The sequence below is a fragment of the Planctopirus sp. SH287 genome (assembly GCF_056500625.1).
Genome location: NZ_CM151403.1, coordinates 2,082,790 through 2,102,250, shown reverse-complemented (window position 1 = coordinate 2,102,250; position 19,461 = coordinate 2,082,790). Strand labels below are relative to the sequence as shown.

Genomic DNA, 19,461 nt, shown 5'->3' with positions numbered 1-19,461 from the left:
ATCGTCGGGGCGACTCTTCTATGCCGAGTCCGCCCCGCGTTGGTTTAGGCGGCAGCCAGGTGGAGCAACTCCACTGTGGTGGCAGCAGTCCCGGCAGCCGCGACTGCGACGCCGATCTTCTTGTGCGTGCTGGCGGTGGTCGTCGCCAGGTTGGTTGTGTCGTTCCAGTACAGCGTTGCCCCATCGGCGATATCGCTGTCATCCTTGGGAACCTGATACACCCCACCATTCACAGCCACATTGCTGAGCTCGTTGGCAGCAATAGCCCGATGAGTGATGCGGGTGTTGTTGCCCACAACAATCACCTCACCAGCAGCTCGGGCTGTGGCTGACTTATAGGGGACGAATTCCGGACTACCCCGGCGAAAGAGAGCTTCCATGGCTTCTTGCCTTATGAAAGAGAATTGGTAAACGGTTCAAGCTGACAACCCACTAACGACAACCCACCCCTCGCGGGGGAGCCATGCCGCCGAAGCGAACACGGCTCCCCCTTCACACTGGGTTTTACGGTTAGGCGATGCCCTTCATGGCTAGGCCGCCATTTGGATCCTGCAAGGCCACGCCCCAGTCGTGATAACCACGCAGGACGATGCCGAGCTGGCTGGGGAGTGCTTCGACTTCTTCCACGGTGGGCGTCTCCTGACCGTCGAGGAAGGCGACTTCCACAGTCGGGATGTCCTTCGGATCAGCGAGCAGATACCACTTGGCGGACGTTCCGCCATATTTGGTTTTGCCGAGATAGGAAGAGGAGACCACGTCGAACTTGCTCTTATGAGGGTTCGATGTGCCGTACTTTTTCGAGGCCGTCGTATCTCGAACTTCCGCGGATGTCATCAGCACATCGGCTTCGGTCTTCAGTGCCTTAGGCACCAGCATGATTGATGGCTCAATCCCCAGCGTCTGCTTGGTCTTGGAATCTTCCTTCTCCGAGAGCGTGGTCTCGGCCAGCGTGATGCTGTCGAGGCTCAAGGCGGTGTTAGTTCCTGAAAGGAAGTTGCCATTGTCGGCCTTGAAGAAATCGCTGTTCGCATTGAACACAGACCAGAAGACTTCGTTCAGCTTCAGAGCGGCACCACGACCGAGCAGCTTCGGAATACTCTGCAAAGCCCCAGCATCATCGTTAATGATGTCTCGACGGTCGATCTGCAGGATTTTCGCGTAAGTGTCGATCTTGTTGGTGTATTCCTGATCGCCGAGCGTGCCATGGGCAATGTGGCCATTCGGCCCGATCTGCTCGAAAGCCAGATCGTCGACCAGCCGGTACCGGTGAATCGTCTTGAAGTCGGAAACCGGAGTAATCGTGGAGATCTTCCGCCACTCCTGCTCGACGAAGTTGTAGGCCTCCAGAATGAACTTGTTGGCCACATCAGCGAAGATGCCCGACAGTTCGCTGGATGAGAAGGCGGCTTTCATGACCACTCGCTCGTTCCCTCGGAACTTGCGACCGTCGTAGCCATTTGCCCAGGCGGCTTCAAGAATCAATTCCTGCAGGCCGATCCCCCGCCGGAATTCCCGATCAGAGGCTTCCAGGATCTTCTCGTCGAAGTGCTTCTCACGGGCTTGCAGCTTGAGAGTCCCGCACAAGGCTGCCGCCATGATGGTGAAGCGGTTCATCTTGTTTGCCGATCCAGAGTTTGACTTGGGAGCGTGGGGACGTCCGGCTCGGAGAATCGCCAGCTCGGTCTGCTCGGCAGACCAGTTGTCGCGGATCGCTTTCGCCCGGAGCTTGGGAAACTTGGCAGCCAAAATGCGGATCTTTTCGATACGCACTTCATTGGCGGCAGCCGCCCGGTTGGCTCGTTCCAGAGAACCCACGCTGGCAGCCGTCGCCTGCACCACAGCAGGCTTAGCCATGGCTGGCTTTCGTGCGGGAGCAGTCTTGTCTTTGACGGCTGGCTTTCGTGAGCGGCCGCTGCGAGCATTGACGACGGGTTTGCCTTCTTCGTCGGTTTGCCCTTCAGCGTTCAGAGTGGAATCGTTTTCAGTCCCTGTTGCGTTGGCGTTGACGTCTTCGTTGTCCAGGCTGGCTTCCACTTCGGCGTCGTATTGAGCCTGCAGCGTGGCCATCAGTTGCTCGGTGGCTGTCTCTGGGTCAACACCCATGGCAGCGACCCATTCATTAAACGGCTTCATTGGGGATTCCTTTCCTTGAGCCTTGAGAGCGGATCCTGTCACTCGCGCTTGGGCCCCGCCCTCGTCGGCTCCCAACGCCACAAAACTGGTTTCAAACAGCAGTGCCCCACGGGACACATAGAGCGGGCCTGAAAACGTGCGGCCGTTGACCTGCACGGTTTCGCCAGGGCCGATTTCTTCCATGCCGTCCCAGGTGTTGTGAGCACCGATCGAGGCTTCCCAGGGGAAGCCGTTGCGTCCGGAATCACGGACTTCTTTTGCGGCGGCTCCCGCCCCACTGATCACACCCTTGAGGCGGATCTCTGTGGGCGAAATATTGATGGACGTGGTGTGCCCCACGATGCAGTGGAAATCGTGGTTGCAAAGCAGGGGAAGCTTTTGCTTCTTCACTTTAAGCGTGGCCAGATCGACCACCACCGGCAGATCGAATTCCGCCAGGTCGAGCAGGTCGCCGGTATAGGCGAGCATTTCGCAGGTGGGCAGCTGGCTGTTGCCAGCTGCGGCATTGATCAATGCGGGCTCTCCGGAACGCAGGCGTATGGCCACATTCCCGGCCTTGACGCGAGCCTTCCTGGCAGTGGCCCCGGGCTTGCTCTTTTTAAGCAACGGCTGTGGCACGGCGTCCCTTTCGCTTCACGGTGGGCTTGGTGGGTGCCTGGCGAGCTGCCCGGGACGGAGCTGGTGCAGCAGGAGGAGCCGCTTGAGGAGCCAGCACACTGGCACTGGCGGGGAACATTTCTCGCAGGATGCACTGATGCAATTCCGGCATTGTGATGCCCAGCCGATCGGCCATGCGTTGCAGCTCGACGTCGGCGTCTAGCCCTTGCTTGGCATACTCGATGTCGAGTGAGGTCATGCCTTGGGCGAAGTTCATGCGTCGGGCGCTGGCGGTCTTTTCGGGATCGATGTCCTCATAAGGATCCCAACGCCACGCATGATCGAGCAGGCCGGCTTCGAGCATCTCGAACACAGACATCGGGAACAGGCCCACCAGGCAGGCTTCTTCCACGAATGCTTCAAAGATGCGATCGCAGGCTTCTTCCTCAATCCGGACGCGATCCATTTCACAGGCTTTGAAGTAGACCTGGTGATCGAGTCGGCCCGAGGAATAGTTGTATCCCGAAGAATCCCCCAGCGCGACGTTCTTAGGCATGTTGAGACAGCGGGCGATTTCGCAGAGGATCGAGTTCTTGAAATCGCCATAGGTGGTGGTCGGCTGTTCGGCCTTGATCTGATAGGCTTCCCAGCCTTCAGGAAGATGGACAATCGAACCGTTCTCCAGATCGAGCGGTGTCAGGGGATCGTCCTCAAGCTCGGCAATGTCGGAATCCTGATTAGGAACACCGTTCGTCTGCATGATCACCGAGTGGTTAGCGACCGTTTCTGCTGCCCGCAGAACGGCCAGCGTGTACCGTCTCAGGATCGCATACAGCGGCAAAGCGGGAAGCAATTCGGGAATGCCCCGATGCTGGCCTGGCCGCTCTTCCCGGAACAGATGGACGACAAACCGGCGATCGACCGAATAATAGTCCAGTGGCCCGGCCATGTTGGCGAACGTGTCGCCGGGATGCCGTTTGAGGAAGTGATACTGAATCGGATCGCGGCCGGACTTATCTAAGACAATCCCGTCCACCCGATGATCGGTCATCGGGTTCAGGAAGGGCGTGGTGCAGAGTTCGGCCTCGCACGTGCGGAGATCCAGTTTGACCGGATGCTGGATCCGTTCATTCGTGGTCATCACGCCGAAACCTTCCCCGTCCTGGCATTGAGCGAGGCGGAGCGTCCAGAGCTTGCTGGCCAGGCGAATCTTTTTGGCCCACGTCGACCAGACTTTTTCGATCAGCTTGGCGAGGGGTTTATTTCGCAGATTCACCTGCAGGCGAGGCCCGGAGCCAATGACATCATTGGCGAGCGTGCGGGTCATGCCCCGGGCGTAGCTGTTGTTGGCCACCTCGTAACGCGCCCGGTTGCGGATCATCCGCCGCACGCCCGGGTTATTGGCCGCATCAGCCGACAACCCATCGGCCAAAGCCCAATGGCGTTCATTGTCGGCGGTGGTTTGGGCCACGTCGTAACGGGCACGGACGGGACGCACCGGCCCACTCCGACGCCCCGCAGGAGCAGCGGCATGTCGGGAAGCCATCGGTCGGCCGAACTGATCGAGCAGTGAAGCCATTAGCAGCCCCCCGGTCCAGGGGGACGCGTCCGCATGTAGCGTACGCCACCGGTCTTTGTCCGGGAGGCCTTCTTCTGCCTCAGGTACTTATCCGCTTCAATCAAATCCTTGGGATTGAACTGCGACATAGCACCCGCCGCATCCGAAGCCTGTGCGGGTCCCTGCACGACTTCGGCGATGCGGTCAGTGAGATCCGGTAATTCGTCGGGCATGTTCGCTTCCTTGCGAGCTCTACGTCCGGTCGGGCGTGGGAGTCTCGAAGGTGGCGCTTGCGCGAGATTCAGGAAGAGCGATTTTGTGTGAAATCACCAAATGACGGGGGAAAGTTCCAGATGTGGAACTTTAACAGCCGAGAGAGCATTTCACTGGTGGCATCAGACGATCCTTTCGGAGGTGGTGACCTTGCGGCCGCAGTTGCGGCAGGTTCGCACGCGCCGGGTGGCGGTGTTAATTTTCCTCGTGTAGTAGACCTGCAGATCGGCACAACCGCAGCTCGGACAGACCAGTCCTCTGCCAGCTTGCAAACAGTACTTCTTTCGGTGACCCATCACACGGCCCCCCGCTTCTTGCTACCCAGCGAGTACTTCTTCCGTTGGCGTTTCGGCGCTTCTCCCACGTCATGGCCGGCGATGGTCAGGCCTTCATAGCTGGCGGCCACGCAGCTTCCCACCAGGCAGTCGAGCAGATGGTTCTCGGCGTTTGGCACGGGATACCAGACTTCGATCTTCTCCCCGCCCAGATCTTCACTCTTGGGTGATTCTCCCCGCAGGTGATCGATTAAGAGCTTGTGCTGATCGGGAATCTTCGGGACGGCTTCGCCACCAGCCCGCCGGGTGGCCCATTCCCCAAAGAATGACAGGGAACCGGAACCGCCCATGCCGACTCGCAACCGGCCCCAGAGGAAGGTTTTCCAGAAGTTGGCGTTGTAGGAAAGGTGGGCCACGCTGGATCGGCGGCTGGTGCGTCTGAGCCGCCAATTGAACCCGAACCGATCCCCTTGTGCCCGGGCGGTTTTTGTGGGCTTGAACATGCTCCGCTGGGTTTTGCCCACGCCATGCGATGGCCAGATCAGGTCTTTGAAGGCCGACTCAGCACAGAAGGCTTTGGTCAATGCGGACGTTGGCCCATGGCTGGAATCGATCAGGATCCGGCGGAGAGCGAGCTTGGCATCATCTTCCCGGATCCACTCCCGCTCGAACATCTGCCGGCTGCAGGCGTCCAGGGCGGCGTAGAGCGCTTCCTCCAGGCTGACCGCATCAACCGACCGGCCCTGTGCTTTCGCGAACCAGGTGATCATATCGGGCCGGGCGTCCCGTTTGTGGAAGTAGGTTTTCGACTGCGGCGGGAACGTGCCGTATTCGACCACGTCGCCGGTGAAGCCATCCCCCCAGGCGACGATGCACCAATAGAGAAGATCTTCGTGAACGTCGATAAAGCCGGTCAGCAGGTGATTGCGAGCGGGCACGAGGCCCCGCTTCAGGCCGTTGAGTTTCACCGAGAGTTTGTCGGCATCGACCACCCGCGTTTCAAAGGCTTCATCTTCGGGTTCGTTCTGGTACTCGGCAAAGAACATGGCCCGGTTCTTGAAGAACAGATTCATCGCCCGTTGCAGGCCGGAGAGTTCCCCCTTCTTTTTCTGGTAGTTGTCTTTCCAGGCCACCACGGCCCCGCGGTTCATCTCTTCCAGATTCTGGGCGTAGAACGCGGTGGCCACGGAGCCATCGCCATCATCCCGCAGATCGTCGGCGAGGATTTGCCAGTACTGCTCCCACAGATCCATGCGGACGGGCATGGCGTAGAGCATCTTGCAACGAATGCCCCGCCAGTCGGGAAAGAGTTGGCGGTTGAGCATGCGGTCGGCCATGTCTCCCCGGCGAATGACGGTGACGGTCATCAAGACCGAAAGAGATTCCCCCGGGCCGACACAGCCCATCAGGTCATTCGTGACCAGTTCTTCACGCGTCTGGCATTGCAAGTCGCTGCGGGCGGATTTCTTGGTTTGGGGATCGTCGACCAGCACCAGGTCGGGCCGGATGACTTCCCCGTTGGGCAAGGCTTCATTGGCTCCCCGGACGGCACTTTCCAGACCGCCCACATTGAGAATCGCCCCGGAACACTTGGCCCCCTCAATCGAAGCGAACACGAGTTGCGAACTGCTGTACCCGATGTAAGTTCGCTGGCCCTGGTAGAGCTGGCCGGTGCAACGGTTTGCCAGGCCTTCGAGGGCACGGACTGGCACGACGGCTTCGGGGAAGTCGTCCAGGAGGAGCGGGTTGCGCTCCATTTCGATTTTGATTTTCTTGAGCGACTTCTCGGCCTTTTCCTTCCCGGCGGCAATCAGCAGCCCGAAACGGCAGTGGCCGTAGAGAATGGCCCAGATAACGGCCCGTTCGCAGATCGTGGTTTTGCCAGAACCACGCGGCATGGCAATCGCCTGCTGGCCACCGTCTCGTACCGCCGACTCGACGGCCGCCACCACTTGCAGATGATCGTCCGACCAACCGAGTTTGAAGGCGTTGGGGAAATACGTTTCCAGAAAGAGCTGAAGGTTGTTCTCGCAACTGGCACGGCGGGCGGGGTTTGCGACGGCGGGCAGCTCGCCGATGTCGCGGGTTTCTTCGCCAATTTCTTTCTGGCGGGCGCGCGAGCGTTCCTTGTGGCGTTCGTACGCGTCTCCCTTCGGCCGGGTTGCATCCATGCTGAAATCCCAGGAGGTTCGCGCGAAAGAAAGTGTGTCGTATCACTCAACCCCACGGACACGAGTCGAAATCGTCCAAAGTGCCAGGAAGTACCTTGGAAGCTATGGACGAAATCCGTTGACTGGCGACAATAGCCTCTCAGGGAGAGAGCCAGCCGCGTCCTTGCGCGCTGGCTCTCGGTGGGTTGTCGATCGACGAATCAGATGAAGGCGCTTGCGCAAGTGCCTGTCAAGACCACAACTCAGCGGGCAGATTCATGACACAACAGAAGCACGGGCAAGAGGCTCAAAAACAAAAGCCAATCTACGTCCGCACGCAGATTGGCTTTTGGGTATTGATTCGCGAAGCCGCCATCAGAACCAGGCACCCCGGCGGCATGAGCGGTTATGTGGCCGATCTGCTGCAAGGCATGAAACACCAGATCCAGCAAGATGCTGAGGGTGTACAGGAAGCCGTTTGAATAATTCACGCACTCAAAATCTGGCATATCAGACAATGAGACTTCTCAATGCTTCGGCCGTTTTTGCCACCCAGTAAATTGAATTGGCAATGAACGCAGGTCGAAGTATCGATCAACAGCCAGGCCTACAGGCTCGCAGAATTACAGGCCGCTACCAACCATTCAGGCCAGTCTGCACCTCCTAGTTGAACTAATCGGAAAATTTGGTTCATCAGCACCGAAATAGGGCACCACTCAGCATTAACCACTTTCAGAATCAAATGAAGATGATTTACAATCATTCACTTGGGACGATTTAAGAAAGATCTAAAAAATTTCTCATGTTTCAAGTCACCTGATTGCTGGGCATTATGATTGGACTTGATCTCTTTTCCGGTGCTGGGGGAATGAGCCTTGGGGCGACATGGGCAGGGATAGACGTTGCCTTGGCAGTCGAGAATGACCCTTGGGCAGCAAAGACTTACGCAAAAAACCACAAAAAAACAAAGGTATACGACAACGATATACGAAAACTTGGTTCAAAGGAGCTTGATGAATTCAAAAAAAAGCGGGACCAAGTTGTCGTTTTTGGTGGCCCTCCATGCCAAGGATTCTCTTGGTCAAATTCCAAAACCCGAAAATTGGAAAATAGTGAAAACTGGCTCTTCTTAGAATTTGTAAGAGTGATCAATTTCGTCCAGCCAGCATGGTTTGTTTTTGAGAATGTGCAAGGGATTACGAATACAGAAGGTGGTCAATTTGTCTCTGAATTGAAAGGCCACCTGAATGGAAAATACCAATTACACGAAGCGCTGCTAAACGCCAAAAATTATGCAGTTCCACAAGATCGGACACGTTTTTTCCTTGTCGGCACACGAGATTCTCTACCATTCTCATTCCCTGAGCCAAATACAACAGAAGCAGCAGTTACCGTCGAAGAAGCCATTCGTGATCTCCCTCCACTGTCTAATGGAGACTCGTCCTGTTGGAAGTCGTATGGGAGAAAAAAACCATCCAAATACGCAAAGTCATTGCGAGGCCGTCGAAAAGGCTGCTCTAACAATTTGGTCACACGAAATGCTTCGTACGTGATAGAACGATACCAGCATGTACCACAAGGGGGGAATTGGGAAAATATTCCAGCAGACCTTATGGGAAATTATACCGACAGAACTCGATGTCACACCGGAATATATCATCGATTGAAAAGTACAGAACCTTCCGTTGTAATTGGCAACTTTCGAAAGAATATGCTTATACATCCAACTGAAAATCGCGGTCTGTCAGTACGTGAAGCTGCAAGAATCCAATCATTCCCAGATTCCTTCATTTTTCAAGGATCAATCGGGTTTCAACAGCAACAAGTGGGAAATGCAGTACCTCCTCTTCTCGCACGATCGGTTTTTAAATCAATCGTAAAAGCCGCTGGAGGAAATCATGAATAACTCACCAACACTAAAGAATAATCTGTACAAATACCTTGAGGAACACAAAGACGACTCGTCGTTTCCAGATCATCGTGTCGATTACCACCAGCGATATATTGGGATTGATGAGCATCTCAATCGTAATGTGCATCCATATGTAAACACGGGTGCAGCGGCAAACGATAAAGATACCTCTATCTTTCTAACAGATCACGGTCCTGAGCATATTACTAGTGTAATGCGGAGGATTTCCGATCTGCTTGGTGCCAATATAACAAAGCTGACGCCTTATGAGGCATACCTTTTACTTCTTGCAGCTCACTTTCACGACACTGGCAATGTTTTTGGAAGGGAAAAGCATGAAAAGAAAATCCAAGCTTGTATCAATGAAATTGGCAACGCATTGTTAGGAACTGATGATGCCGAAAAACGCATGGTACGTGCTATAGCCACGGCTCATGGAGGGTATGTTGATGCCGCAGAAACCAACAAAGATACAATAGGGGAAATGCCGTACCCAACAGAATTGAACGGCGTTAGGCCAAGAATGCTTGCGGCTCTTTTAAGGCTTGGGGATGAGCTTGCCGATGACCATACTCGAACAAGTCGCTTTTTGATTAAATCTGGAGCAATTCAAGAGGCGAGCGAGGTTTTTCATCACTACGCTGATCGTCTTAAACAGGTTGTTATTACTCCAGAGCAAAACACTATTACGTTACGATTTGATATAGCTCGCTCTTTACTATGTCGAAAGCTTCAAAAAGGGGCTGGAAGCACATACTTATTCGATGAGATTAAATCTCGGTGCCTGAAAATGCATCTCGAAAACATGTATTGTTCAAGATTTATGTTGCCACTGGTGGATATTTCACGCATTAACGTGCAGATTACAGTTTGTGATTCAGATGGCGATACTAATGGAGATTCAGAAATGAAAAACGAGTATGCTAGAGAGCTTTTTCATTTAGATTATACGCTCCAGCAGTCAGGCTATCCCCAAACACCAGCATCACTACAGACTGTGTCCAAGGAATTTCACAAGATTACCGGGGAGTCACTCAAAGACCGCCTATCTACTCCTTCGAGTGAAGCTTTTACAGAAGACGTAAACGCCGGTGCAAAAAATGAAATTCTAGATAATAGGGGGAAGTGGACAGTGATATCGGACTTCTTTCGACGAAGAAGGTAGTGTGAATCATGACGAATATCTCAACAAGCAAAAACCCATTTAAAGTATTCACTCCAGAGGATATGCCTCCAGAAGAAGTTGCACGACTTTTCGTCGATGTTTTCACAGACTTTCCTAAAATACGGGATCCAGGCCACACAATTGTTGCGGGACCACGTGGGTGCGGAAAAAGTATGATTTTCCGCTATATGATGCCTGACTGCCAGGTGATAGCACTAAAGAAACCTTTGGATAAATTGAGTTTTTTCAGTGTGCTTGTATCCATTAAAAATACTTGCCCAAACTTAACGGAATTTCGCAGGATTGATGACACAAGCGCAAGGTATGTGCTAAGCGAACATGTACTTACGGTGTTGATAGCGACAAAAATTTTCACTTCACTTGTCTCGCTCGTTAACGAAAAGCATGAAAAACATGCGTCAAAACTTAGAGACTTTTACAATAGTGTTTTTTGTGATCGCATTAAGCTGTCGGGCTGGATGGGAGACTTACCCAATGCGGGGCGTGGGGGAACTGCAAAGACATTAACACTTATGAAAGTTGTTTGTGAAAAGCTGTATGGAGAAATAAATCAATATGCCAAGCGACTATCATTTCCTGAAGGTGAATTACCAGGGTATTCTGGCGCCCTATGTGGCTATATCGATTTTCTTTACCCAATACTAGACGCTTTAAGGGGACTCCCATTCACGCCTAATGGTCCAAGTTATCTTTTAATTGATGATGCGGATTACCTGAGTTTGACTCAAACTCAGGTTTTAAATTCATGGATAAGCACTCGTACATCAAACGCTGTCAGCATTAAAGTTTCTACACAATTACGATATAAAACACTCTCGACGGTGGGCGGTCTTCCAATTCAATCACCCCATGACTATCAAAATGTCAGTATCAACGATGTGTATACTACTGCAGGAAGTAAGTATATGCAGCGTGTTCGCGACATTGTATCAAAGCGTCTTGAAAACAATGGGATCAGTGCAACGCCAGAGCAGTTCTTCCCCCCTGACTACAAGCAGGAAGAGCAAATTGAATTGATTGCAAAGCAATTAAGGCAAGACTGGCAGATGACTGGGAGAGGGTACAGAGCAGATGATGATGTGGCTAGGTATTCTCGACCAGAATATTTCAAGCGACTTGCAGGGACGTCAAAATCGACACACTCATACAGTTATTCTGGATTTCAGCAGCTTGTCGATATCTCCTCAAATTTAATTCGTTTCTTTTTAGAACCTGCAGCTCAGATGTATGATGAAGAATTAGCCAATTCAAGTAAGGGATCGGTTTCATTTATTAGGGAGGGGATTCAAAATAAGGTTGTTAGGCAAGAAGCAGATCGCCTAATGTTTGATGAATTCGATCGACTAATTGATCAGCATGGCAACGAGGTGAGTGATGTCAGTGTTTCTAAATCCGATTTGTCGAGAAAAATTCGGCAATTGCAAAATCTCGTAAGGGTGCTCGGCGGGACATTTAGGCAAAAGTTAATTTCGGAAGATGCAGAGAGAAAAGTTTTCTCAGTTGCACTTTCAGGTTTACCTGAACCAGAATTAATTGATTTATTTGAGCTTGGTGTTCAGCATGGATATTTTCATAAATCTTCGATCGGCAACAAAGATGGTACTGGTCGTACTAGGCTCTATGTTTTATCTAGGAGACTTGCACCTCATTTTGCTTTAGACCCTTCTAGTTTCGCTGGCTATTTATGGGTGACAAGCGTAAGCCTGCTTAGCGGGATCGAGAATCCTGATGCTTTTTTAAGAAAAATTAAAAAGAATGGTGTGAGTGTTTTACAAGAAAAGCAACCGCTCTTGTTTGATTGAGAATTGTATTATGGTCACAAACCAGCCATTTAACTGCAAACTGATATATGCTAAAGATCATCTATTTGCTTTTGATGCATTTTTATGCTGTGCAAGTTTTGAGGAGCGAAGTCTCTCGGTTGCAAAAGCTCTTGATCTCAGCTCAACATTCAAAATCATTGTTGGACGCTATGATCAACGGCCTGGCCTTACAAACCAGCATTTTAATACATTGATGAAATTGAATGTTTCTTCATCTGTAGAAATGCCGCTTAAGCTTTCAGATCCAATTGCTACTGCAGACACTGTTTATTCTAATCTTATAGCACTTCGTGACGCTGGGGTTAGGTCAGTTGCCATTGATGTGTCCACGTTCACACATGAAACAACAGTAATTCTTTATCGTGTTGTTTCTATTGTTTTTAGAGGCAATTGCAACGTGACGTTTATTTATACTGGAGCAAAAGAATATTCCGTCGGAGATGACACAAAAGATAAATGGTTGAGTCGTGGGATCCGTGAAGTAAGGTCGATAATTGGTTATCCTGGTGAGATGTTACCGTCTCAGCCAGTGCATTTGATTCTCCTCGCTGGATTTGAATTTGAACGAGCTATCGGTCTTATCCGTGAATTAGAGCCGAGCCATGTCTCATTGGGCTGTGGCGATAGAAAGGTGCATTTCACAGCACCTCACCAGCCAACAAACGATCAAACAACATCCGCTATCCACAAAGCTCAAAGCATTGCAAGCGAAGTTGACACATTCTCCTTTGATCCATATTCGCCTGACAATGTTTTTATGACAGTTTCTGAACAGTGTAAGAAGATTGTCGGCATGAGTACTGTCATCGCCGCGATGAACACTAAGCTGTCTACGTTAGGTGTTGCTAAGTACGCTGGCCAGTCACAAGAAGTGCAGCTATGTTATGCTCAGCCACTTGTGTATAACTATGAGAAGTATTCATCTGCTAGAGATGATGTCTGGTTTTGGAAGTCATCAGAGTTACTTAACTCTTGATTGGTTCTGTAGTCTTTTTTGTCTTGTCTGTTTTGATGCGAATCAGTTGTGTTCTATTTTGTTTCATGTACGTCATTTCTTGTTTATATGTTTTATGACCTGATTGTTTTCTTTCTTAATACGATCTCTATTTGATTAACGTGATTGTTGTCTTGCCAAATTATTTTTTTCTAATCGTGTCAGAATTTCTTTTATATCTGGTTCTCTGAGTCATGCGGACCTTCTTCAATAACCGTTTCATCTGGTGATCAGCCTGCGGGTGTTCCGTGGCTTCCTTTGCCTTCTTCCGGAAACCCGGCCCAATGCCTGCCCGGTGGCTTCTTTCGCTGGTCAGGCGTCGGCCGCAGATCGGGCAGTAGCGAATGGGCAGTTCACCCAGCAACGAGAGCTGCCCGGCCAGGGGTTTCGCTTTCGCCACTCTCATGGCTTCTTCCCGACTGGCTTGTCTCCGTTCAACCAGATAGAGATGTCACTGCCAGATTCCTCTTCACTCGAATCCACGACATCGACGATCTCATAACACTCCTGGCCTGAGGAGTTCGGCTGCATCCGGACAGTGGCACCAGCGGGATATTCCTGGAGGATAGCCATTAGTTCATAGTTCCTCATTCAAACAGACTCCGTTGAGGGGATGGTTTCTTGAGCTGGCGACGCGGTTTAGCTACGGGCTCATCAAGCTCGAGGCGCGGCGGTGTCTTGCTTCCAAAGCCAGCCGGATTGATTTCGGGCAGCAGCTCCTCGTCGACCAGTCGCATTTCCGACCGGCCGAGAGTGGTGAGGAATTCACCGCCGACAATCACCACCAGGTGAGGCAAGGGGCCGACAGATCCGCTGTTGAGGCTCTGGACATGCTTCAACACTTGCTCGACTTGCTCGGCCGGAAAGTGGCGACCGTAGAGCGTGCGATTGAACAGCACGCAGGGTGTCCCGGCAGGATACGTCTTCGACTTCCCGCCGGTTGAAAAGCCCATGGAGCAAAAGAGAACGAACGTGCTCACTGGCACACCTCCTCCAGTGGCTTCAAACCAGGGACAGGAACCTTGATGGAGATATATCCACCCCGAATGAAGCCAAAATCACGTTCTCCGTCCGCCGTATGGAGCAATTGCCTGATATTGAGTTCATCGCACTGGAGATTGGCAGCAATCTGCCCAGGAGTGATCGGGCCTGTTCGTTCCAGTAACACACGGATATTGGAAAGTGTCACAGAAACACCAGGCCGAGCCGTCATTTCCACCCTGCTTGCTTGTGTCTCCATGGGGGAAGTTGTGAAACCCATCCGAGCCGGACGTTCTGGATACTCCGACCGCTGTGTCCCAACCTGAATCACACCGTGGTTCACAATTGTGGGAGTCGGCTCCATCGTCATCAGGTGAGAGAGGACGAACGACATCGCCTTCAAGTCGCCGGACTTGGCTCGCTTGACGATCGACTTCACCATTTCCTGCAAATCGTCATCGCTGATCGATTGCTTGATCACGTCGACCATTTTGGCTCGCCAGGCGGCGGTGTGTGATATGGGAGTTTCTGGGGATGACTCATTCATGCGGCATGGCTTTCCTGAGGGGGAAGTGGAGCAAGATGGGGTGCGAGGCAATAGACCTCGACCCGACGATCAGAATCGGGATCCCGGGCCAGCCGGCCGAGGGACAACACATAACCCAGTTGCATCAGATGGCAGAGAAAATCCCCGCCTTGGGCTAGCCCCTGAAGTGAGGCCGTTTGTCGGCCAAAGCGGGATTGCAACCCGTCAATGATCTGCCGGCGTGTCAGGGGCCCGCATTCCCAGAGGAGTTGCAGGATCTGGGTACCGACGGGGAGAGCGGTCAATGGCCAGCCGGCAACACCCTGTTCTTCCCACCGCTGGATTCTCAGGCGATTGTTGAATTCCTGAGATCGCTGGGGAGTCAGCCAGCGTTGACCGGTTTGGCTCAGCTTCGATCGAGTGACCGGATCGGGCTGTTGATGCCCTGTTAGTCCCAGCCGTATTCGCATGCGATGCACCTGGCGGCGGGAAGCACCCATCTCCTGAGCAATCTGCGGATCCTGCAAACCTTGGGCGTGCAGCTCGATGAGGCGTTGCTTCCAGCCCTGTGGATACCTGGCACGGGGATGTGCCGCCAGTCCCAGATCCACGCGCATGTTGCGGGCTGTGGCTCGACAGACACCGAGTTCAGAGGCAATCTGATGATCCTTCTTGCCGGTGGCGTGCAGTTCTCGGCACCGCTGTTGCCAGTTGACGGGGCGATCAGGGTTCTTCACTGACACACCTCCTCCAGTGCTGACAGAAACCGTTCGATCTGCTGAATCGAACTGACCGGTTTCGCGTAGGACAAAAACACCATCTCACGGGACGAGTCATCCTTGGTGATGGTGTGCAGCTCGACATCGAAGGCGCGCGGGTTGTGATGGTTCTCCAGGAGCAGCACGGCCAGGCGGCTCTGCTCATCCTCGGCGATCGTCAGTTCCCAGTTGCCCTGGTGATTGCGACGAAAGCCTCGCAATTCCAGAAACGGCTCCAACAATTGTTCATACTGAATGCGATTGATCATGGCCAACTTTCAGGGAATCAAAGGGGATGGTTCAGGTTTGTGTTCCAGGCGGAGCGTCCGTTGCGGCTTGCTTGTGAGTCGTGATTGCTTCGGCCGGGGAATTTCCAGCTTCGCGCCATTCAGCAGCGGCACGGCCTGACGCGTGACCCACAACGCGGCTTCTTCGAGGGAGTGGAACGATTTCCGGAGCAGGTCGTGAATTTCGTCCGGTCGATCATCCAGGTAATCGACCAGGTCAATCCGGTAAGTGACGGAAGAGTACGTCCGCCCACGTTCCTTCTTGTGTCCCAGGTCGATGTGGAAATCGACATCCGTTCCATCCGGACACGTTTTGCAGAGCCATTCATAAAAGCCATCGATCGTTTTGGGAGCCTTGGTGGCCATGTCACACCTCTGGTAATTGGGAAAGCACTGCATCCATGCGGGAAGGATCGTCCGTGGAAGTTCGCCGGGCCGCTTGAGCCCGGCGGAGCAAATCAAACTTGTCCGGCCCCGACCCGGCCGCTGGCTTCGCATCTGGTGGCCGTTCGGGCGCCGGGCTGATGTTTGGGCCTGTTGGTGGCGATCGCGGCCTGGAGGGCGTTCTGGCTTCGCTGGCCTGCATGGCCGTCTCATGCTCGAAGATGGCCTTGGCCTGCTTCCGGTCAATCGGTTCCGGTCGATCGGTTCCGGTCGATCCAGGCAGACGTTGCCCAGGCGATCTTTTTCGTTGGTCAGCAGGTAGTACAGCATTCCCCCCGGGCTGTTTTTTTTGGGATCCTGGGGGTTCACGCATTTGCGTCCCACATAGCAGCACAGCGCCGCAAACTGAGTGAGCGGCACGTCAAACCCCTGCTTCGCTGCGGCCTGCTGCAACTGCCGGATCAGGGCGGGACTGGTCTTCAGCGCCGAAGCGGTGATGGAGGCCACTCCCCATTCGATGCGCGGCTTCTTCTCTGAAGAACTCTTCTCTAATAGAGAGATAGAAGAATTCTTCTTTCTATCTAAATATCTAAATTCTATAGAGGGGGTTTGCGCGCTGGGGGTCACTGGGTTTGCGCTAGCGCCGAAGCTGTCGGCGCTAGCGCTTTGGGCGATTGTTCGGGGTTTGCGCGGAAGGTTTGCGCGCTGGGGGTGGGGGTTTGCGCTCTCCGCACTAACCACAGTACTGGCCACAGCGGGGGTTTGCGCGTTGGGTTCCGGCGCAAAGGTGAACTCCAACTGGTCGGGCAGGGGTTTGCGCCAGGACTTGTCGCGCTGGGGGTGAGCGGTCGGCGCGCAACTGGTGACCAGTTCCACCACCAGACCCACCCAATAGAGCGTGACCGTCATCAGTTCCCCCGCCACATCCCGCTTTCGGCGCCGAAGAGGCAGCGCGCTGGGGGATGTCGCTGTGGATGTCACTGGGAACGGTGTGGGCACCATCATGGGAACTGGAGCCGGAGCCGTTGGGAGTGAAGTCGCCCGGCGTTGGCGGCGGCTGGGCAGGGGCATCACCTGGCCAGCAAAAGCAGCCGGGGAGAAAGCAGCGGGAGTGATGGTCAAGCGGCTGGGCCGACCCGGTCGCACTTCCACCTCGAGTAAACCAGCCGCCGCACACTTGGCTGAACGCCGGGTGATGGTGCCGGGGTGACAGTGGAGCAGCTCCGCCAGTTGTTTGGCCGGAGCGTTCCAGGTGCATGTGGTCGGATCCTGAGCGCAAATGGCCAGGAGCAGTTCGCGTTCCCCCGGGGGAATGGGGAGGAGTCGCAACTGATCGACGGGGTCGAGGTCGAGAGGCAGCCGCCGCTGCACCTCATGCGCCGTAGTGTGCGCCGTGCCGTGCGTCTTGGCGTGTGTCGCTGGTATGGGTGAAGGGGGGCCTTCCATGGGCCTGACAATCAGCTGGGGTCACCTGGGAGCATCCTTTCCCCGGCGACCACCTCAGAAGCGACCACCTCCTGCGGCCGCGTGGAGAGATTCAGGCGGCCGCGATGGAATCCTCGGCCAGTTCGTCGACGGGGATCAATTCGACGCGGACGATTTTGACCGATTGCGGCGCATCGAATCCCAGCCGCATACCGCAGGCTCGCTGATCGATGGCTGTGATGTAGAGGAGTGTTCCGGCGGGGAGATCCTCGGTCAGTTTCAATTGAATGACTTCACTGGGTTTACGGGTTAAGACCAGCATGGTTCGATCCTTCGAGTGAGAGGAGAAAAGAGATTGCTTGAGAGATCACACACGCCCGGATTTGAACCGGGTTTGTCAGCCGCTGTGGAGAACTTCCACATCCTGTTGGAAACTGACGGTCGGTCAATGATCGCTAGCAAGCCACTGACCTAACCTGCGGGTCGCCAATGCCCGCCCCGTGTGCGTTGGCTGTGCTATTGCGGTTTGAGTCCATGCTGACTGCGGTGGAGTCTTATAAAGCTGTTGAGTTGCAGCATGAGGGCCGTCTTTTGCGGACTGGCGGGGACATTCATCAAGGCGACCAGTGCTCCGCCATAGAAGGCCGCTCGCAAGCTTTCGTGCTGCTCCGCTGGCATGCTGCCCACCTCATCGAACGAAGCGGCCAGCATTCCGAGAAACTCAGTTTCGAGATCAACGACCATATCTATCTACCTCAAAAATTCCGATACGGATCGGTCGTTAGTGACCAACCTGGTTGAAGTCCGGGATCTCTGCAAAGCCGGCATCGACCACTTGCTGCAGGATGGGTGGCATGTCTTCTCGGGCGTCTGAAATAAAGCCCGTCATCATCTCTGCTGATGGGCCGATGTTCTGCGGATGCCGGAGCGCGAGCTGCAGATGTGAGATCAGAGCCAGCAAGAAACGTCCCCGGAGATTCAAGGGGATCTGGCGGTCAAAGTACGCCCGCGCCTCGGGATCCTGTTCGATCCGCCGGGCGGCCAGTTCCATGCCATTATCGAGCTGAGTCATTGCAGGATCACCTTTCAATTGTTGGAAGGGGTTTGGGTCAGATTCAGATGCTCGCGCACCATCTCCGTCGCGAGGAGTTTGCAGGCTGTGCATACCGGATCGCCGCAAGGTTCACCGTGCATGATCAAGCCGGTGACGACCTGCAAGGGAATCAGCAGCAGCGGCCTACTGGCTCCCATGCGATAGAGCGCCTCGGCCCGTTGCTCGATGGTCAGTTCAGAAGCTTTCATCAGTCGATCCTGATTGAGTCAATGAAAAACAAACCTGGCGGGCATCGAACCCGCAATTCCCCAGCAGTGGGGCGTGATGTTCCGCAAAGCGGCTTGTTCCGTTTCACCACAGGTTCTGGGCCGTCCGGACGGCCGTTCACCTTTGAAAACCGATTGGTCTGGTTACCAGCGGCGCGACTTCTTGCGCACGAATGGAACTGACCAGGTGATCGAGAATGCGTGCCAGGTTGTCGGCTTCGTCGACTGTCAGCACGATCGACATGGTGCCGGTGTGCGGCTCGCCGGGTGGCTCGATGGTGAGGCAGAGCTGCACGCCATCGAGCAGTTGGGCCGCCGCCAGGCGAGAGCGGCCACTATTTCGCACTTCGCAGACCGATTGGATGCGCAGGGCATCATCACGGGCGATTGTCCGCACCATGGCAGACCGCAGAGTGATGAGCTGCACATCGCGGTCAATCTCAGCAGTGGTGGCATTAGTCTCTGACATGGGTCTGAACTCCGTTGGGATGTGTGGTCTTTGTGGACTGGCTTCGTGGCTTTTTCTCTTTGTTGCTTCTTGGCTTTTTCGCTTAGATTTCCTGGACGCGGGAGTTGCCAGCGCCTTGCGCTTGTGACAGCAGTGCATCCAGGGGTGGCACACGCCCATACGGACAAGAGATCAGCCACGCCAGAGTCCCGATGGCGGTCCGCAGGACCATCGATTCTTCGCGTGAGAGTTCACCGGGCTTGGGAGGCTGATCGTGCAATGCGGCCAGCGTTTCAATGGCTCGATTGACGACGTTTTGAGCGAATACAGGATTGACTGTTTCTACGGTCGGGGAGGCAGAGGATTCTGAAGTCATCACGAAACCTTTCAATGGGCGCACCGGGTGCGCAGAAAGAGGAAAAAAACACGCC

General features: G+C 54.0%; 24 protein-coding genes and 1 tRNA gene. 5 read left to right on the top strand and 20 right to left on the bottom strand.

Going from position 1 to position 19,461, the window contains the following annotated elements; genetic code table 11:
* Positions 1-44 precede the first annotated feature (44 nt).
* From SH287x_RS08015 to SH287x_RS07990, 6 genes are all read right to left on the bottom strand, one after another.
* Positions 45-380: a capsid cement protein gene (locus SH287x_RS08015; RefSeq protein WP_479518145.1), complete on the bottom strand. Its 336-nt coding sequence runs from the start codon at positions 378-380 to the stop codon at positions 45-47.
* Positions 381-510: 130 nt separating this feature from the next.
* Positions 511-2,751 (bottom strand): phage major capsid protein, encoded by a 2,241-nt coding sequence (locus tag SH287x_RS08010; protein WP_479518144.1) that lies wholly within the window; start codon positions 2,749-2,751, stop codon positions 511-513.
* Positions 2,732-4,309 carry a phage portal protein gene (locus SH287x_RS08005; protein WP_479518143.1) on the bottom strand — a complete coding sequence of 526 codons (1,578 nt, stop codon included), beginning with the start codon at positions 4,307-4,309 and terminating at the stop codon, positions 2,732-2,734. The genes SH287x_RS08010 and SH287x_RS08005 overlap by 20 nt, the downstream gene beginning before the upstream one ends.
* Positions 4,309-4,521, bottom strand: coding sequence for a hypothetical protein (locus SH287x_RS08000; RefSeq protein WP_479518142.1), 213 nt, complete (start codon positions 4,519-4,521; stop codon positions 4,309-4,311). Before SH287x_RS08000 ends, SH287x_RS08005 begins: the two co-directional genes overlap by 1 nt.
* Before the next feature lie 162 nt (positions 4,522-4,683).
* Entirely contained in the window at positions 4,684-4,857 is a 174-nt protein-coding gene (locus SH287x_RS07995) for an NrdR family transcriptional regulator (RefSeq protein ID WP_479518140.1), read from the bottom strand.
* Entirely contained in the window at positions 4,857-7,007 is a 2,151-nt protein-coding gene (locus SH287x_RS07990; protein WP_479518139.1) for a terminase gpA endonuclease subunit, read from the bottom strand. Before SH287x_RS07990 ends, SH287x_RS07995 begins: the two co-directional genes overlap by 1 nt.
* Before the next feature lie 257 nt (positions 7,008-7,264).
* Here SH287x_RS07990 and SH287x_RS07985 point away from each other — a divergent pair, with 257 nt between their 5' ends.
* From SH287x_RS07985 to SH287x_RS07965, 5 genes are all read left to right on the top strand, one after another.
* Positions 7,265-7,468: a hypothetical protein gene (locus tag SH287x_RS07985; RefSeq protein ID WP_479518137.1), complete on the top strand. Its 204-nt coding sequence runs from the start codon at positions 7,265-7,267 to the stop codon at positions 7,466-7,468.
* A 350-nt stretch (positions 7,469-7,818) separates the two neighbouring features.
* A complete protein-coding gene (locus SH287x_RS07980) occupies positions 7,819-8,892 on the top strand; it encodes a DNA cytosine methyltransferase (protein ID WP_479518136.1) in 1,074 nt (357 codons plus the stop codon).
* A complete protein-coding gene (locus SH287x_RS07975; protein ID WP_479518134.1) occupies positions 8,885-10,063 on the top strand; it encodes an HD domain-containing protein in 1,179 nt (392 codons plus the stop codon). The genes SH287x_RS07980 and SH287x_RS07975 overlap by 8 nt, the downstream gene beginning before the upstream one ends.
* An 8-nt stretch (positions 10,064-10,071) precedes the next feature.
* Complete coding sequence (locus SH287x_RS07970; RefSeq protein WP_479518133.1) at positions 10,072-11,886, top strand: ORC-CDC6 family AAA ATPase; 1,815 nt, start codon at positions 10,072-10,074, stop codon at positions 11,884-11,886.
* A gap of 10 nt (positions 11,887-11,896) precedes the next feature.
* On the top strand, positions 11,897-12,883 hold the full coding sequence (locus SH287x_RS07965; RefSeq protein ID WP_479518131.1) for a hypothetical protein: 987 nt from the start codon (positions 11,897-11,899) through the stop codon (positions 12,881-12,883).
* 160 nt (positions 12,884-13,043) lie between these two features.
* Here SH287x_RS07965 and SH287x_RS07960 read toward each other — a convergent pair whose 3' ends face one another.
* From SH287x_RS07960 to SH287x_RS07895, 14 genes are all read right to left on the bottom strand, one after another.
* A complete protein-coding gene (locus SH287x_RS07960) occupies positions 13,044-13,307 on the bottom strand; it encodes a DUF6011 domain-containing protein (protein ID WP_479518129.1) in 264 nt (87 codons plus the stop codon).
* Positions 13,304-13,474: a hypothetical protein gene (locus SH287x_RS07955; protein ID WP_479518127.1), complete on the bottom strand. Its 171-nt coding sequence runs from the start codon at positions 13,472-13,474 to the stop codon at positions 13,304-13,306. The genes SH287x_RS07960 and SH287x_RS07955 overlap by 4 nt, the downstream gene beginning before the upstream one ends.
* 14 nt (positions 13,475-13,488) lie before the next feature.
* Positions 13,489-13,881, bottom strand: a complete 393-nt coding sequence (locus SH287x_RS07950; protein ID WP_479518126.1) for a hypothetical protein — start codon at positions 13,879-13,881, stop codon at positions 13,489-13,491.
* Positions 13,878-14,429, bottom strand: coding sequence for a hypothetical protein (locus tag SH287x_RS07945; protein WP_479518125.1), 552 nt, complete (start codon positions 14,427-14,429; stop codon positions 13,878-13,880). Before SH287x_RS07945 ends, SH287x_RS07950 begins: the two co-directional genes overlap by 4 nt.
* Positions 14,426-15,145 carry a hypothetical protein gene (locus SH287x_RS07940; protein ID WP_479518124.1) on the bottom strand — a complete coding sequence of 240 codons (720 nt, stop codon included), beginning with the start codon at positions 15,143-15,145 and terminating at the stop codon, positions 14,426-14,428. The genes SH287x_RS07945 and SH287x_RS07940 overlap by 4 nt, the downstream gene beginning before the upstream one ends.
* Positions 15,142-15,435 carry a hypothetical protein gene (locus SH287x_RS07935; RefSeq protein WP_479518122.1) on the bottom strand — a complete coding sequence of 98 codons (294 nt, stop codon included), beginning with the start codon at positions 15,433-15,435 and terminating at the stop codon, positions 15,142-15,144. Before SH287x_RS07935 ends, SH287x_RS07940 begins: the two co-directional genes overlap by 4 nt.
* 9 nt (positions 15,436-15,444) lie before the next feature.
* Complete coding sequence (locus tag SH287x_RS07930; protein WP_479518120.1) at positions 15,445-17,283, bottom strand: hypothetical protein; 1,839 nt, start codon at positions 17,281-17,283, stop codon at positions 15,445-15,447.
* Positions 17,284-17,374: 91 nt separating this feature from the next.
* Entirely contained in the window at positions 17,375-17,584 is a 210-nt protein-coding gene (locus tag SH287x_RS07925) for a carbon storage regulator (protein ID WP_479514534.1), read from the bottom strand.
* 194 nt (positions 17,585-17,778) lie between these two features.
* Positions 17,779-18,006, bottom strand: coding sequence for a hypothetical protein (locus SH287x_RS07920; RefSeq protein ID WP_479518119.1), 228 nt, complete (start codon positions 18,004-18,006; stop codon positions 17,779-17,781).
* A 37-nt stretch (positions 18,007-18,043) separates the two neighbouring features.
* Positions 18,044-18,334 (bottom strand): hypothetical protein, encoded by a 291-nt coding sequence (locus SH287x_RS07915; protein ID WP_479518117.1) that lies wholly within the window; start codon positions 18,332-18,334, stop codon positions 18,044-18,046.
* A gap of 14 nt (positions 18,335-18,348) precedes the next feature.
* Positions 18,349-18,564, bottom strand: coding sequence for a hypothetical protein (locus tag SH287x_RS07910; protein ID WP_479514528.1), 216 nt, complete (start codon positions 18,562-18,564; stop codon positions 18,349-18,351).
* 29 nt (positions 18,565-18,593) lie between these two features.
* Positions 18,594-18,680, bottom strand: a tRNA-OTHER gene (locus SH287x_RS07905).
* A 20-nt stretch (positions 18,681-18,700) separates the two neighbouring features.
* Positions 18,701-19,051 (bottom strand): hypothetical protein, encoded by a 351-nt coding sequence (locus SH287x_RS07900; RefSeq protein ID WP_479518115.1) that lies wholly within the window; start codon positions 19,049-19,051, stop codon positions 18,701-18,703.
* 82 nt (positions 19,052-19,133) lie between these two features.
* Positions 19,134-19,406, bottom strand: a complete 273-nt coding sequence (locus tag SH287x_RS07895; protein ID WP_479518113.1) for a hypothetical protein — start codon at positions 19,404-19,406, stop codon at positions 19,134-19,136.
* Positions 19,407-19,461 lie beyond the last annotated feature (55 nt).

What these genes read in the sequence shown, in the direction of transcription:
- SH287x_RS07895 (WP_479518113.1), bottom strand. Translation starts at nt 19,406, where the DNA reads ATGACTTCAGAATCCTCTGCCTCCCCGACCGTAGAAACAGTCAATCCT.
- SH287x_RS07970 (WP_479518133.1), top strand. Translation starts at nt 10,072, where the DNA reads ATGACGAATATCTCAACAAGCAAAAACCCATTTAAAGTATTCACTCCA.
- SH287x_RS07935 (WP_479518122.1), bottom strand. Translation starts at nt 15,435, where the DNA reads ATGATCAATCGCATTCAGTATGAACAATTGTTGGAGCCGTTTCTGGAA.
- SH287x_RS07910 (WP_479514528.1), bottom strand. Translation starts at nt 18,564, where the DNA reads ATGAAAGCTTCTGAACTGACCATCGAGCAACGGGCCGAGGCGCTCTAT.
- SH287x_RS07920 (WP_479518119.1), bottom strand. Translation starts at nt 18,006, where the DNA reads ATGGTCGTTGATCTCGAAACTGAGTTTCTCGGAATGCTGGCCGCTTCG.
- SH287x_RS07995 (WP_479518140.1), bottom strand. Translation starts at nt 4,857, where the DNA reads ATGGGTCACCGAAAGAAGTACTGTTTGCAAGCTGGCAGAGGACTGGTC.
- SH287x_RS07960 (WP_479518129.1), bottom strand. Translation starts at nt 13,307, where the DNA reads ATGAGAGTGGCGAAAGCGAAACCCCTGGCCGGGCAGCTCTCGTTGCTG.
- SH287x_RS07980 (WP_479518136.1), top strand. Translation starts at nt 7,819, where the DNA reads ATGATTGGACTTGATCTCTTTTCCGGTGCTGGGGGAATGAGCCTTGGG.
- SH287x_RS07965 (WP_479518131.1), top strand. Translation starts at nt 11,897, where the DNA reads ATGGTCACAAACCAGCCATTTAACTGCAAACTGATATATGCTAAAGAT.
- SH287x_RS07955 (WP_479518127.1), bottom strand. Translation starts at nt 13,474, where the DNA reads ATGGCTATCCTCCAGGAATATCCCGCTGGTGCCACTGTCCGGATGCAG.
- SH287x_RS07945 (WP_479518125.1), bottom strand. Translation starts at nt 14,429, where the DNA reads ATGAATGAGTCATCCCCAGAAACTCCCATATCACACACCGCCGCCTGG.
- SH287x_RS07915 (WP_479518117.1), bottom strand. Translation starts at nt 18,334, where the DNA reads ATGACTCAGCTCGATAATGGCATGGAACTGGCCGCCCGGCGGATCGAA.
- SH287x_RS07900 (WP_479518115.1), bottom strand. Translation starts at nt 19,051, where the DNA reads ATGTCAGAGACTAATGCCACCACTGCTGAGATTGACCGCGATGTGCAG.
- SH287x_RS07925 (WP_479514534.1), bottom strand. Translation starts at nt 17,584, where the DNA reads ATGCTGGTCTTAACCCGTAAACCCAGTGAAGTCATTCAATTGAAACTG.
- SH287x_RS08015 (WP_479518145.1), bottom strand. Translation starts at nt 380, where the DNA reads ATGGAAGCTCTCTTTCGCCGGGGTAGTCCGGAATTCGTCCCCTATAAG.
- SH287x_RS08000 (WP_479518142.1), bottom strand. Translation starts at nt 4,521, where the DNA reads ATGCCCGACGAATTACCGGATCTCACTGACCGCATCGCCGAAGTCGTG.
- SH287x_RS07990 (WP_479518139.1), bottom strand. Translation starts at nt 7,007, where the DNA reads ATGGATGCAACCCGGCCGAAGGGAGACGCGTACGAACGCCACAAGGAA.
- SH287x_RS07975 (WP_479518134.1), top strand. Translation starts at nt 8,885, where the DNA reads ATGAATAACTCACCAACACTAAAGAATAATCTGTACAAATACCTTGAG.
- SH287x_RS07930 (WP_479518120.1), bottom strand. Translation starts at nt 17,283, where the DNA reads ATGGAAGGCCCCCCTTCACCCATACCAGCGACACACGCCAAGACGCAC.
- SH287x_RS07985 (WP_479518137.1), top strand. Translation starts at nt 7,265, where the DNA reads ATGACACAACAGAAGCACGGGCAAGAGGCTCAAAAACAAAAGCCAATC.
- SH287x_RS08005 (WP_479518143.1), bottom strand. Translation starts at nt 4,309, where the DNA reads ATGGCTTCACTGCTCGATCAGTTCGGCCGACCGATGGCTTCCCGACAT.